We start from the raw sequence: 13,632 nt of genomic DNA, 5'->3' as shown, positions 1-13,632 counted from the left end.
CAGTTTTGTGTAAATCAGACTGGACAGTTTTGGGCCTGCTGTCAACAATGCAACCATGACATCGCGCACGACCCCACCCGTCATAGCCATCGTCGGTGCCGGTATCGGCGGGCTGGCCGCAGCATTGCGGCTGGCACATGCAGGTGCGCGGGTGACCGTGTTCGAGGCGCAACCGACCCCCGGCGGCAAGATGCGCACGATCCCCAGCGCGGCAGGCCCGATCGACGCAGGCCCCACCGTGCTGACGATGCGCAGCGTTTTTGACGACCTGTTTGCCGCAGCCGGGTTGCAACTGGATGATTACCTTACACTGACGCCGCTGGATACGCTGGCCCGCCACTATTGGCCGGACGGCACGATGCTGGACCTGATGGCTGATCCTGACGACAGCCTGGACCAGGTTACCGATGTCTTTGGGCCGCGTGCCGCTGACGAGGTGCGCGGATTTTCGGCCCGTGCGGCACGGCTCTTTGATGCCTTCGAGGCACCGATGATGAAAACCGCCTCTCCGGGGCTGGCCGCCATGGCGGGACGTGTCATGCGACAGCCGGGCCTTGCCCTGGACATGGCACCGCATCTCTCTCTGGCCGGTCTGGTGCAGCGCAGCTTTGGCGATCCACGGCTTGCGCAACTCTTTGCACGCTATGCCACCTACGTCGGCGGCGCGCCGCAGCAGTCACCCGCATTGTTGTCGTTGATTTGGGCGGCAGAGGCACGGGGTGTCTGGACCGTCACGGGTGGCATGCACCAACTGGCTGTGACCCTCGCGCGGCTGGCACAAGAGGCGGGGGCAAGGTTTCACTACAACACGCCTGTCCACCGCCTTGCGGCACAAGGCGGCAGGGTCGCAAGACTGGAATATACCGGCGGCACCCTCGACGTGGATGCGGTCTTGTTCAACGGCGACCCACAGGCCATCGCCCAAGGTCTGCTGGGTGCGGCACCGCGCCCGACTGTCAGACCCGACAGTATCCGGCCGCGCAGCCTGTCCGCCCATGTGGCAAGTTTCGCCGCGACACCTCGTGGCCTGCCACTGGCGCATCACACCGTATTCTTTGCCGACACGCCCAACGCCGAATTCGATGAGATCGCCAAAGGCCGCACCCCCGTGGATGCCACGCTCTATTTGTGCGCGCAGGACCACGGTCACGTTGCTGCCGATGCGTTGCACCGGTTTGAAATCATCCGCAACGCACCGCCCCTGCCGACCGACAAGAAGGAAGATGACCAATGCAAGACCATGATGTTCGATCGCATGCGGCAGTTCGGCCTGACCTTCAGTCCCGGACCGGTGACGATCACGGGGCCGCAGGAATTCGCGACGCTGTTTCCAGCCAGCGACGGCGCGTTGTACGGGCGATCCCCGCAGGGCACGATGGCGGCATTCAAACGTCCGACGGCACGCACGACGCTGCCGGGTCTGTACCTGTGCGGGGGCGGCGCACATCCGGGGGCGGGGGTGCCGATGGCCGCACTCTCCGGCCAGCATGCGGCAGAGGCGATGAAACACGACCTGTCTTTGACCTAGAGGTCCCGCCCGACGGCTATGCCTGGTGGTATGTCGATGGCGTCAGCCACGACGGCAAGCGGGCCGTGAGCGTGATCGGTTTTATCGGATCGGTGTTTTCACCGTGGTACAAATGGTCTGGCCGCCGCGATCCTGCAAACCACTGCTGCATCAATGTCGCCACCTACGGACCCGGCGCCCGGTTCACCATGACTGACCGTGGCCGCGCGGCCTTGCGCACCACTGACGACACGCTGACCGTCGGCCCGTCGTCAATGCATTGGCAGGACGGCAAACTGGTGATTTCCATCGACGAAATCAGTGCCCCCCCCATCATCAGCCGGGTGCGCGGCACGATCACGCTGACACCGCAAGCGGTGACAGGGGTGGAATTGCCACTGACCACGGACGGCGCCCATGTCTGGCGACCCTTTGCGCCCATCGCCGATATCGCTGTGGATCTGGAATCGGATGGTTGGCAATGGGACGGTCACGGCTACTTCGATGCCAATTTCGGCACGCGCGCGCTGGAAGCGGACTTCGATTTCTGGACATGGGGGCGCTATCCGACGGCCTCCGGGGCCACGTGTTTCTATGATGCGACCCTGCGCGATGGCGGCGGGTTCGAGACTGCAATCGCCTTTGACCGTGATGGCGGTGCGGCCCATGTCGCTGCACCCCCGCTGACCCCGTTCAAACGATCCCTATGGCAGGTGAAACGCGAAACACGGGCCGATCCCGGTGTTACGCCAAAACAGCGGTTGAACATGCTTGATGCGCCGTTCTATTCGCGCAGCACCGTGGATACCGTGCTGAACGGCGAATCCGTCACCGGCGTGCACGAGGCGCTGGACCTGACCCGTTACCGGCAACCGCTGCTGAAACCGATGCTGGCTTGCCGGGTGCCGCGCCGCGCGGGCTGGACGTTCTAGCCCAGCGTCACGACGGCACCACCTGCCGCCGCCGCATCCTCTGCATCATGCGTGACCATCAGCACTGGCAGATCGCGGTCGCACGCGCGGGCAAAGACCAGATCACGGACCTGCGCGCGGAGTGCTGCATCCAGACGGGAAAACGCCTCGTCCAGCAGCAGGGCACAGGGATCTGACAGCAGCATCCGCATAAGCGCGACCCGCGCCTTTTGGCCCCCAGAAAGCGTGGCGGGATCGCGGTCGGCAAACCCCTCCAGATCGACCTCGGCAAGGGCCGCATCCACCTTGGAACGGCGCTGGCTGCGGCTACCGCCGGGCCGCAGACCAAAGGCCAGGTTTTCACCCACGCTCAGATGAGGAAACAGCAGATCGTCCTGAAACAGGATACCGATCATGCGCTGGTGCGGCGGGGTGTCCGTCACGTCCCGCCCATCCAGCAGGACGCGCCCCGTGGCGGTAAAGGCAGGTGGCAGCGTGCCGGTGACAAACGACAGCAATGTCGATTTGCCCACACCGGACGGCCCCATGACGGACAGCACCTGCCCGGGCGCGATATGCCGGTCCAGCGCCACCATTGGCGCGCCGTTCTTCGAGATGCGGACATCCCGCAGGGTTAGCCCCTTATCCATGTTGCAGTCCTTTGCGATTGCGCCAGATCAGCGCGGGTATGCCAAGGGCCAGCGCGAATGGCACCAGCGCCGCCGCGGTCTGCATCAACCCGTAGGTCGCGATGGCGCGCCGGTCCCCGCCAGAGGCAAGCGCCACGGCCTCGGTCGTGAGGGTGGATACCCGGCCGCCGCCGATCAGCAGCGTGGGCAGATATTGTCCGACACTGACCGACAGGCCAATGGCTGTGGCCGTCAGCAACGGGCGCAGCAGCATCGGCAGGCGCACGCGCCACAGCACCCTGTCGGGCGAGGCCCCCAATGCCGCGGCAACGGTCGCGTTGCGCACGTCCCATGCCCGAAACGGATCGGCAAGCGACAGGTAGACATAGGGCAAAACGAACACCAGATGCGCCAGCATGACCGGTGCCCGCCCGGTGTCTGCACCCGCATTCAAGAGCAGTGTCTGAAGCCCCGGCAGAAACGCCGTCTGCGGAATGATCAGCGGCAGATACAGCAACCACATGCCGCGCCGCGTCATACGCAAACCGTGCCGATGCTCGGCCTCCAGACAGCCGATCGTCAGGACCAATGCCACGGCAGTGACGCTGATGGCGATCACGGCAGTCTGCGTCAGTGCGTCGCCCAATCCGGCGGCATGGCGCATCCAGTTCTTCAACGTCAGCGCGTCAGGCATCGCGTCGGGGAATCCCCAGAACCCCGCAAACGACCAGACCACCAGCACGGCAATTCCCCCTGCAATCGCAAAGGCCGCGGTCGCTGACAGGCCCAGTGCAGAAGCGGCGATCGTGCGATCACCGCAGAACCGCCCGCCCGCCACGATCCAGCGTCGCCCGGCCCAGGCGACGATGCCTTCTGCCAGCCGCCAGACGCCCAATGCTGCGATCACCAGCGCCAGTTGCAGCAGGGCCCCCGCATTGGCCAGCAGGCGGGCCGCGAAATCGGGCTCTCCCATCCAGCGGACAATCTGCACGGACAGCGGCGGCGGTGTGTTCGGTCCTAGTATGACCGCCACGTCAACAACGCTCATGCCGTAGGCCAACACGACATAGACCGGCAGGCGGATCTGCGCATAGACGCGCGGTAATACGCACTTCAGCCACCCCGTGACGCGCCCATACCCCAGGGACGCGGCGATCGTGCGGGCGCGCACCGCATCGGTCTGCCCCAGTGCTGCCAGTGTCATCAGCAGCAGGAACGGAATTTCCTTGATGACCAGACCCGCCGTCATGGTCAGACCCCACGTGTCCTGCACGATCAGCAGGTCGGGCGGCCGGTCCCATCCGGTCAGCCAGGGCGAGGTAGCCCGCGCCACCCAGCCCGAGGGCGCGATCAGAAACGCAAGGCCAAAGGCCGCCGCCGCGTGCGGCACCGACAGCAGCGGCGACAGCGCACGTTCCAGCGCGCGAAACGCCGCCGTGCCGGACCAGCCCGCAACCAGCCCCATGACGATGGCCAATGCGATGGCCGTCGTCGTGATCCCTGTTGTCACCGACAGCGTCACCGCACGCGGCAACCCCGGCCAGTCGAACAGGCCGCGCATCGCCTCCAGCGACGGGCCGGTCAGCCCCGCCGCGGGCAGATGGCCAAAGGCGGGCAGCACGGTGCCATAGAGACCCGCCACCACTGGCCCCAACATCGCAACTAGCGTCAGCGCCGGCAGGACCGGCAACAACCGCCGCCGGGTCACAGGGCGACCCGGCATGTGCAAACGCCCCCGAAAGGGGGCGCTGCGATCACCTGAAACACTGGCAAAGCCACCGTTACTGCGCGACGCCGTAACGGGTGACCCAATCATCGGCGATGCGGGTCATCCAGCTAGGATGCGGTTCGGCCTGAACGGTGCCCAGTTCAGCGGGCGACAGCGTGGCCACGCCAAGTTCCAATGCGTCAAAGGCCGCGCGCTGATCCGCATCCAGTTTGTCCATGTCCAGCACCGTGCCATAGCCCAGCACGTCGGGGTCCTGCGCACGGGCCTGCGCCTCGGGCGACATCAGGAAATTCGCGACGACCATCGCGCCCTCTGCACTACCAGAGTTGTAGGGAATCGCGACAAAGCTGGCGTTGCCGATGGTGCCCTTGTCCAGAACAAAGGTCCGCACGGTGTCCGGCAGCTCGGAATTCGCGATCGCAGTCGAGGCTGCACCCGGCGAAAAGGAAATCGACAGGTCCAGTTCCTCGTCCGCGATCAGCGGGAACATGGCCGTGCCGGTCGCGGGATATGCGCGCCCCTCGCGCCACAGGGTCGGCGTCAACGCATCGAGGTAGTCCCACAGGGGTGCTGTCACAGCGTCGTAGTTTTCGTCCGTCGCGGGCGATTGCAGCACGTTGGGATCATCCAGCGTATCGACCAGCACCTGTTTCAGAAACGTGGTGCCCAGAAAATCCGGCGGCTGCGGATAGGTGAACCGGCCAGGGTTGGCGGTCGACCAATCCAGAATGGACTGCATCGATCCCAGCGGTTCCATGTCGGCGCTGTCGTAGACAAACACGACCTGCGCCATGGCCCAGGGGGATTCGTAGCCTTCGACGGGGACGGTGAAATCGGTCTGCACGGTCTTGCCGTCGACGTCGACATACTGCCAGTTCGGCAACTGTTCGGCAAAGGGCCCGAACAACAGATCAGCCTCTTTCATCGCGGCGAAATTCGCGCCGTTGATCCAGATCATGTCGATCGCACCATCGGTGTCGGTGCCGGCCTGCTTTTCGCTTAGCACGCGAGTCACGGCATCGCCGGTATCCGTCAGCTTTACGTGTTCCAGCGTGACGCCATAATCCTCGGCCACACGCTCTGCGACCCACGCGATAAAGTCATTGGTCGTCGTGGAACCGCCCCAGGCATTCCAGAAAACGGTCTGCCCCTGTGCGGCAGATGTCACGGCATCCCAGTCGGTGGGGTCGGCCTGCGACCATGCGGGCGTTGCCGCAACGGCCGCGAGTAGAGCGAGATATTTCATGCAGAGGGTCCTTTATCCACAAAGATACGCGACGCGCCGTAAATCCGAAGTCCGGCGGTCAGAAAACACAACATTCCAAACATCCACGCCAGCGCAGGAAACGCCGCCGGGAACATGCAGATGACAACAAAGAACACGATGGTTTCGGTGCCTTCAAGAATGCCATTCGAATAATACAGGGATTTGATCCCTTGTGCGCGGGTTTCCAGGCCGTGTTTTTCGGCCAGGATGGCATAGCCCAGAAAACTGGTGCCATTGACGTAGAACGCAAACAGCAAGAACGCCCCGGCCAATGTGTTCTGCGCGGGGTCGAGAACGACAAAGGCGAATGGAACGGCTCCGTAGAACATGAAATCGGCAGCGATATCGAGGTAGCCACCAAAATCGGAGCCTTTCGTTGCGCGGGCGACGGCCCCGTCCAGACCATCGGCGATGCGGCTGGCCAACAGCGGGATCAGCGCCAACAGCGGCGCGCCCAGCGCGATGACCAGTGCCGACAGCACGCCCAGCGCCAGTCCCAGCAAGGTCACACCATTGGCCGTCCAGCCCGCAGCGGCCAGACGCGCGCCTGCGCGGTTCAGCGGCGGGTCGATCAGACGGCGTGCGGCGGCGTCAAACATGCTCGGGGGTCTCCTCTTGGGACAACCTGACGCAGGTCGCGGGGACTGGCAACGGACCTGACGCTAACGTGAGAGGCTGCAACGTGACGGCCTCTAGGCCCCGTGCACGTCGCGGCTGTCGGCCGGGGCCTGATCGCGGTCGAACATGCCATAATCCCGGATCACCCCGGCCACCCGCAGACGATAATCCGCGAACATGCCGTCGCGTCCGGCCTGCTGGGCACCCCGATGGGCCGTCAGCCTGCGCCAGTCGTCCAGTGCCTTTTCATCCCGAAAGAACGACACCGACAGCAGCTTGTCAGGGTTGGTCAGACTCTGGAACCGCTCGACCGAAATGAAACCGTCGATCTGTTCGACCAAGGGGCGCATCTGTGCGGCCATGGCCAGATAATCGTCCTTTTTGCCCGGTGCGGGTGTCACTTCGAAAATGATGCCGATCATGCGCTGTCCCTCGCGATGCGGGGGCGGCCACGTGCCGTGACACGGATGGTCGCCCCGTAAAATGTGTCCGATCCCTCGACCTCGGCGCGATTGATATCACGCGCGACATTGATTTGCGGGTCACTGACCCCGGCATCGGCGGCGCGGGCCGTCACCGTGGCGGTCAAATCCGCGATCAACGTATCCATCGCTGTATCAGGGTCGCCGTATGAAGCTGGACCATCCGACAAATGCGCGACAAACCGGCCGCCCCCTGGCGCGCTGACCGTCCCGGTGGCATGCTGCGACACCTGCCCCACCACAGCACCGATGGCATTGGCGACATCAGCGTGTTCCGGCACGATCACCCGGGTGTGCAGCGCGTCACCCACCGCGCCGTAGTAGCTGGCGGCAGATGCCCCCAGCCCGATCACCGGCACCGCCAGCGACAATTGCGTGGCGATCAGACCGTTGTGCCGTGCCAACCCGGCCCGGGTCAGCGGGTGCCGCGCCAGCGCATCCGGTGTGGCATCCCCCCAGGCCCCCGCGTCATCTGCAAAGGCGGCCTGCAACAAACAATCCGCCGTCTGTGCCGTAACCTGATCGATGATCCGCCGCGCCAGCGCGCCTGCATCCGCGGCACAGCAGCTGCCATCGCCACGCCTGCGCCGGGCAAACAGCGTCAATGCCTTTTGGGCAGCGGGGCCATCCCATTGATCGGTCAGGCCCAGCACATGCGCCGCATCCGATGGCGTGACACCCGCCACCATCACCAGCCCGCGTGTGACAAGCCGTGCCAGCGCCGGTGCCTCCATCCGACTGAGAACGACATCACCGGTGCGGCGTGGCCCCTCCGACAGGCGGCTCGCGACCAACGCCTCGCGCTTGTCCAGCCCCATGGGTGGGGCCGACCACAGCGGGACGGCAAAGGTGCCGCCATCCAGCGGCGGTCCGATCGCGGTCAGTGCGAGATCCAGCGCCGCGTGCACAAGTGTCGGTTGGCTGACGGCCAGCAATGCAATGGGCATCACCCGGCGCGGCCCCAGGCGCAGATCGCCCGATAGCCCGTCCTGCAGATGCACCTCGCTGTCGCCACCCAGCCCCCAGGTCCGCATCGCGACCGCCTCGACCATGGTGCGAAAGCCGCCCACCAGCGCACCCTGCGGGTCGATCCGGGGACGACCGTCGGTCAATTGGCAGATATCCGTCGTGGTTCCGCCGATGTCGGACACCAGCGCATGGGACGTATCCGTCAGCCATGCAGCACCCGCAGCGGATGCAGCGGGACCGGACAGGATCGTTTCGATTGGCCGGCGACGCGCCAGATCGGCGGGGATCAGCGCCCCATCGCCGCGCACCACCATCAGGCGCGCACCGGTTCCTATTTTCGCCAGATGCGCCTCGACTGCATCGATCAGCGACGCGATCATGCCGATCAGTCGCGCGTTCAGCACCGCCGTCAGGGCACGTTTCGGCCCACCAAGGTCCGCCGAAAGTTCGAACGAACAGGTCACCGGCAGTCCGGTCTGTGCCCGGATCGCATCGCGTGCGGCGCGCTCGTGCGCGGGGTTACGCGTGGCAAAACGCGCAGCGACGGCGAAACCGGTGACACCCTCCAGCGCGGCGACCTGCGACGACAGCGATACAAGGTCCAGCGGTGCGGCCTCGCTGCCTGCGTGGTCGTGCCCACCCGCCAGCGCGATGACCGGGTCGCCGTTCAGCGCCACATCGAGGCCACCGCGCGACAACTCTGCCGCATCGAAACCGATGAAGACAAGCGCCACGCGCCCGCCCTGCCCCTCGACCAGCGCATTGGTGGCCAGGGTCGTCGACAGCGATACCATGTCGATCTGTGCAGGGGTGACGTCTGCCGCCGCCAGTGCGGCATCAATGGCGGCGGCGACCCCGGTCGACAGATCAGGCCGCGAGGTCAGTGCCTTGGCACGGCCCAGCACACGGGTCGCGGCGCCGTCCAGAACAGCCGCATCGGTATAGGTCCCGCCCGTATCGATCCCCAGCAAGTGGCCCATGTCACGCTCTCCTTTGAGCGGCCTTGTGCCAAGGATCGACGGCGCTGTCAGCATCGATGTGTGCAGGGGGCTGTCTGCCCCCGCGGCTGCGCCACCCCCCGAGGAATATTTCTGACCAGAAGAAGCATGGGACCGGTGCAACCCGTGTTGCCGTTGCAGGGCCGCTTCAGACAGGTGGTGCCGCAGGCGGGACGTCGCACGCGGCCTGCCCGGCCAGCCAGTTGGCCAGCCGTTTTTGCAACTGGCCCGCGACATCCGGCCATTGCAGCACCTCTGTCACGGTTGCGAGGCACCAGAACTGGCCTTCGTCGCCGAATGTGACCCGGGCATCCCCCGGCAGCCGCGCCACGAAAAACCAGACCACACCCCTGTCGGATCGGTCGCAGGTCTGCCAGCAGATATCAGCAGGTGTCAGGGACAATCCGACCTCCTCCAAGGTTTCGCGCGCCACGGTCTGGAACGGCGTTTCGTCCCCTTCGCGCCCGCCACCGGGAAAATCCCAGTGATCGGGATACAGGATGTCGGGTCGGTCGTCGCGGCGGATGACCAGCAACCGATCGCCGATGAACAGGGCGACCTTTGCGCCGTCGAAACCCGTTGTTGTCATGCGCCGTGCCCCTTATCTTGCGGCCATGCCCAGCCTGTGCCGCGACTGCCTGACGACATTTGACGAAGCGCGGCGCTGTCCCGCGTGCCGGTCGCCCCGTATTCTGTCGCACCCCGAACTGTTCGATCTGACAATCGCGCACATGGATTGCGACGCATTCTATGCCAGCGTTGAAAAACGTGACAATCCCGCGCTGGCCGACAAACCCGTCATCATCGGGGGCGGACGGCGGGGCGTGGTGTCGACCGCCTGCTACGTTGCGCGCATCCGTGGCGTGAAATCCGCGATGCCGATGTTTCAGGCACTGAAACTCTGCCCCGACGCCGTCATCGTGAAACCGCGATTCGACGCCTATGTCGCAGCATCCCGTGCCATCCGGGCGATGATGGACGACCTGACCCCCGTGATCGAGCCTTTGTCGCTGGACGAGGCGTTTCTCGACATGACGGGCACCGCCCGGCTGCATGGCGCACCCCCTGCCGTGATGCTGGCCGGTCTCGTCAAACGCATGAAAGACGAACTTGGGCTGACCGGTTCCATCGGGCTGAGCCACAACAAGTTCCTGGCAAAGGTTGCCAGTGATCTGGACAAACCGCGCGGGTTCTCCGTGATCGGCAAGGCCGAGACCACGGCATTCCTGCGCCCCAAACCCGTGCGGATCATCTGGGGGATCGGTGCTGTCGGACAGGACCAGTTGGCACAGGCCGGCATCCGCACCTTTGACGATCTGCTGCGCTGGGACCGGCGCGACCTTGGTGATCGCTTTGGCGGCATGGGCGACCGGCTGTGGCGGCTGGCGCGCGGCGAGGATGGCCGGCGGATCAGCGCCAATACCCCGGTCAAGGGCCTGAGCAACGAGACCACATTCAACGAGGACACGTCAGACCCTGACATCCTGGACGGACACATCTGGCGCATGGCCGAAAAAGTGTCTGACCGCGCCAAGGCCAAGGAAAAGGCCGGGCGCGTTGTCACGCTGAAACTGAAACGCGCCGATCACAAAATGATCACCCGGCGGCAGTCGCTGCGGCATCCGACGCAACTGGCCGATACGATCTATCGCACCGCGCGAGGGTTGTTCGACGGGGCTGCGCCGCATCCCGCCTACCGTCTGCTGGGGGTCGGCATTTCGGACCTGACAGGCGTGACCGAGGCCGACCGCGAGGGTGACCTTCTGGATCCCGGAGCAGCGCGGCGCACGCAGGCCGAACGCGCCGCCGACAAGATCAGGGCCCGATTCGGAGCAGATGCAATCATCAAGGGTCGGGCGCTGCGCTGATGCGCCCCGTCATTCCGCCGCCAGTTGTCCTGCCTGCGGTGCACCAATTGCCGCAATCCGGGACAGGACGCCCGTGATCAGCGCCTTGAAATCCGCAAAATCGGGGCGCAGCGTCAGTGTTGCCTCGTGCATGTAGAGCGCACGGTCAACCTCGACCTGGATTGCGTGCTGATGCCGCGACGGGCGACCATAGGCCTGCGTGATATAGGCCCCGGCAAAGGGATTGTTGCGCGCGACCCGCAGACCAGCCGCGACAAAGGCGGCCTCGACCGCCTCGACGATGCGCGGCGATGCGGCCGCGCCAAAGCGATCTCCGATCACGATCTCTGGGCGTGTGCCGTTCTGGCTGGCCTGGTCCAGCGCCTCGTGCGGCATGGAATGGCAATCGATCAGGATTCCCATGCCGAAATCCCGGCGTGATTCGTCCAGCAGTGTTTGCAGCCGGTCATGATAGGGACGCCAGTAGGCGCTGATCCGGTCGTGGGCATCTTCGATCGGAATCCTGCCGGTGTAGATTGCGCGCCCACCAGCGACGACACGGGGAATCACGCCCAGACCAGAGGATACGCGGGGGTTCTGACTGATCCGGCGCACCCCGGCAATCAGCGCCGGGTCCAGTTCCTCTGGCGCACGATTGAGGTCGACATAGGCCCGTGGCGCAAGGGCGGTCAGGAAAGGCGCGCCAAAATCCGGTGCCCGATCGTAAAGCAGATCGACAAAAGCATCCTCTGACGACCGGATCGCCAGCGAATCAAGGCGGCTGGTTGCCAGAAAGGATTCAGGATAGGCCCGCCCACTGTGGGGTGAGGCGAACACCACCGCCGTGGTGCGCCGTCGCGGCAATGCAATGGAATAGGCGTCGGGCGGCATCCGTGGCTCCTGTTGAGAGGGAACAGATAGCGCGATTGTCGAAACCTTCAAAAGGCGCTTGATCCCCTCGCGGTCACCTTCTATAGACCGCCTGACCGACGCAAGGGGCTAGCGCCTCTGTGGCCGGAATGGATGATTAGCTCAGCGGTAGAGCACTTCGTTGACATCGAAGGGGTCACTGGTTCGATCCCAGTATCGTCCACCAGAATTCACCGGGCCTCCGCTGGCCCAGACCGTAACCCAAAGGCGCATCGCCGCGCCGCGACGACAAGAAGGAGACTTTCGATGAAAGTTCGCAACTCCCTCCGCTCGCTCAAGCAGCGCCACCGCGATTGCCGCATCGTGCGCCGTAAGGGCCGCGTCTATGTGATCAACAAGACGCAAGGTCGGTTCAAGGCTCGTCAGGGCTGAACCACCCCGATACTTCGGAATGCAAAAGCCGCGCCCGGCAACGGGACGCGGCTTTTTCTTTGCGCGGCACACTAGCCCAAAAGGCAAGGCGTGGCCTAAGGTAACGGCAAATACACGCAACCCACAGGATCGTCATGACCCGCTTGATCGCCACATCCGCCATCGCTCTTTGCGCAGCGACGCCACTGTTCGCCCAAGACGCCGCCTGCCCCGCAGTAGGTAGCAACGGCCAATGGATCGGGGGATCAGCGGCAGCGTCGGATATCGCGACGATGGACAGCTACGGCGAACAGATGGCGCTGGTGCTGAACGGCAACCGCTATGCGAGCGTCTTCAGCCTCAGCGCACCGACCTCGACCCGGATCGAGGCGCAGGGTCGCGCCAACGGCGACCCCGTGCTGACGCTGTATGACCCTGCGGGCGACGAAATTCTGACGGACGACGATTCGGGCGGTAACGGGGCAGCCCGCGCCGAGGTCGATCTGGATGCGGGCACCTACTGCGCCGTGATCACCAGCTACGACGGCGGACCGATGACAGCCTTTGTCCGGATTGGCAGAACCGAGATGGACCCCCTGACAGAAGGGCGTGGCAACATGCCGGACCCCGACCCCGGTGCGACCGGAACCGCCGGTGCGGGCTGTCAGGACGCGGTCAATTTCGGAACACTTGCGTCCGGTGGTGCACCCCTGTCGATCGCCACAGCCGCAGGAGAGACCGGCTACCTCAGTTTTGACCTCACCGAAGCGATGCCGGTCACGATCACCGCCGAAAACGAAGACGCGGACCCACTGATCAGCCTCAGCGGCCCCGACGGTGAAAACCTAGGCGAAAACGACGATTTCGACGGGCTGAACGCGCGGCTGGACATTGCGACCCCACTGGCACCCGGCACCTATTGCATTGCTCTGAACGCACTCAGCGACGAGGCCGCACCCATTGATGTGACCGTCGCGGCCTATGATCCCGAGGCCGCACTGATGGGACTTTATGCCCGTGGCGAGGCGGCCCCGCCGCTGGATGGCAGCGTTCAGATTACTGATCTGGGCACATTGGAAACCGTATTGCGCGCCGATATCGATGTGGGGTCGGACACCCAGTGGTTCCGCCTAGACGTGCCGGCGGCGGGATTGATGGTGATCGAGGCGAATGCAATCGGCCCATCGGGCGATCCCTGGCTCGTCGTGTTTGACGTGGCGGGCCGCGAGATTGCGCAGAATGACGACACGCCATCCGGCACTGACGCGCAGGTGATGCCGCGCGTGAACGCCGAAACCTATCTGATCGGTGTGAAACAGGTCGGAGACCGTCAGGGGTTTGTCCGCCTGCTGCTGGAACGGTTCGTTCCCGCCCAGTAACACCGGACGGGCCGC

Annotated in this window: 13 protein-coding genes and 1 tRNA gene; 6 read left to right on the top strand and 8 right to left on the bottom strand. The window is 64.8% G+C overall.

All coding sequences use genetic code 11. The annotated features are described in order from the left end of the window. Positions 1 to 55: 55 nt before the first annotated feature. Together crtD and crtC are read left to right on the top strand one after the other, a co-directional pair. The gene (gene crtD / locus LGQ03_RS09275) at positions 56 to 1,528 is read left to right on the top strand and encodes a 1-hydroxycarotenoid 3,4-desaturase CrtD (RefSeq protein ID WP_226748166.1); all 1,473 of its coding nucleotides are present in this window, start codon (positions 56 to 58) and stop codon (positions 1,526 to 1,528) included. 71 nt (positions 1,529 to 1,599) lie between these two features. Next, the gene (gene crtC, locus LGQ03_RS09270) at positions 1,600 to 2,439 is read left to right on the top strand and encodes a carotenoid 1,2-hydratase (protein WP_226748165.1); all 840 of its coding nucleotides are present in this window, start codon (positions 1,600 to 1,602) and stop codon (positions 2,437 to 2,439) included. Here crtC and LGQ03_RS09265 read toward each other — a convergent pair. From LGQ03_RS09265 to LGQ03_RS09235, 7 genes are all read right to left on the bottom strand, one after another. Continuing rightward, entirely contained in the window at positions 2,436 to 3,068 is a 633-nt protein-coding gene (locus LGQ03_RS09265) for an ATP-binding cassette domain-containing protein (protein WP_226748164.1), read from the bottom strand. The genes crtC and LGQ03_RS09265 overlap by 4 nt on opposite strands. Further along, the gene (locus LGQ03_RS09260) at positions 3,061 to 4,770 is read right to left on the bottom strand and encodes an ABC transporter permease (protein ID WP_226748163.1); all 1,710 of its coding nucleotides are present in this window, start codon (positions 4,768 to 4,770) and stop codon (positions 3,061 to 3,063) included. The genes LGQ03_RS09265 and LGQ03_RS09260 overlap by 8 nt, the downstream gene beginning before the upstream one ends. Before the next feature lie 58 nt (positions 4,771 to 4,828). Beyond that, positions 4,829 to 6,022, bottom strand: coding sequence for an ABC transporter substrate-binding protein (locus LGQ03_RS09255; protein WP_226748162.1), 1,194 nt, complete (start codon positions 6,020 to 6,022; stop codon positions 4,829 to 4,831). Continuing rightward, on the bottom strand, positions 6,019 to 6,642 hold the full coding sequence (locus LGQ03_RS09250) for a CDP-alcohol phosphatidyltransferase family protein (RefSeq protein WP_090157931.1): 624 nt from the start codon (positions 6,640 to 6,642) through the stop codon (positions 6,019 to 6,021). The genes LGQ03_RS09255 and LGQ03_RS09250 overlap by 4 nt, the downstream gene beginning before the upstream one ends. 93 nt (positions 6,643 to 6,735) lie before the next feature. Then, positions 6,736 to 7,083, bottom strand: coding sequence for an antibiotic biosynthesis monooxygenase family protein (locus tag LGQ03_RS09245; protein ID WP_226748161.1), 348 nt, complete (start codon positions 7,081 to 7,083; stop codon positions 6,736 to 6,738). After that, the gene (locus LGQ03_RS09240) at positions 7,080 to 9,092 is read right to left on the bottom strand and encodes a hydantoinase/oxoprolinase family protein (RefSeq protein WP_226748160.1); all 2,013 of its coding nucleotides are present in this window, start codon (positions 9,090 to 9,092) and stop codon (positions 7,080 to 7,082) included. The genes LGQ03_RS09245 and LGQ03_RS09240 overlap by 4 nt, the downstream gene beginning before the upstream one ends. Before the next feature lie 166 nt (positions 9,093 to 9,258). Next, entirely contained in the window at positions 9,259 to 9,699 is a 441-nt protein-coding gene (locus tag LGQ03_RS09235; protein ID WP_226748159.1) for an NUDIX domain-containing protein, read from the bottom strand. Between the two features lie 25 nt (positions 9,700 to 9,724). Here LGQ03_RS09235 and LGQ03_RS09230 point away from each other — a divergent pair, with 25 nt between their 5' ends. Beyond that, complete coding sequence (locus LGQ03_RS09230; protein WP_226748195.1) at positions 9,725 to 10,978, top strand: DNA polymerase IV; 1,254 nt, start codon at positions 9,725 to 9,727, stop codon at positions 10,976 to 10,978. A gap of 9 nt (positions 10,979 to 10,987) precedes the next feature. Here LGQ03_RS09230 and LGQ03_RS09225 read toward each other — a convergent pair whose 3' ends face one another. Further along, the gene (locus tag LGQ03_RS09225; protein ID WP_226748158.1) at positions 10,988 to 11,848 is read right to left on the bottom strand and encodes an N-formylglutamate amidohydrolase; all 861 of its coding nucleotides are present in this window, start codon (positions 11,846 to 11,848) and stop codon (positions 10,988 to 10,990) included. Between the two features lie 130 nt (positions 11,849 to 11,978). Between LGQ03_RS09225 and LGQ03_RS09220 the strand changes: the two genes are divergently transcribed. From LGQ03_RS09220 to LGQ03_RS09210, 3 genes are all read left to right on the top strand, one after another. Next, positions 11,979 to 12,053: transfer RNA gene (locus LGQ03_RS09220), tRNA-Val, on the top strand. Between the two features lie 80 nt (positions 12,054 to 12,133). Further along, positions 12,134 to 12,259: a type B 50S ribosomal protein L36 gene (ykgO, locus tag LGQ03_RS09215; RefSeq protein ID WP_083484190.1), complete on the top strand. Its 126-nt coding sequence runs from the start codon at positions 12,134 to 12,136 to the stop codon at positions 12,257 to 12,259. 134 nt (positions 12,260 to 12,393) lie between these two features. Next, positions 12,394 to 13,617, top strand: coding sequence for a DVUA0089 family protein (locus LGQ03_RS09210; RefSeq protein ID WP_226748157.1), 1,224 nt, complete (start codon positions 12,394 to 12,396; stop codon positions 13,615 to 13,617). Positions 13,618 to 13,632 lie beyond the last annotated feature (15 nt).

It is taken from the genome of Loktanella gaetbuli (assembly GCF_020531945.1).
Classification (GTDB): domain Bacteria; phylum Pseudomonadota; class Alphaproteobacteria; order Rhodobacterales; family Rhodobacteraceae; genus Loktanella; species Loktanella gaetbuli.
This window is presented reverse-complemented; position numbering and strand designations above follow the sequence as displayed.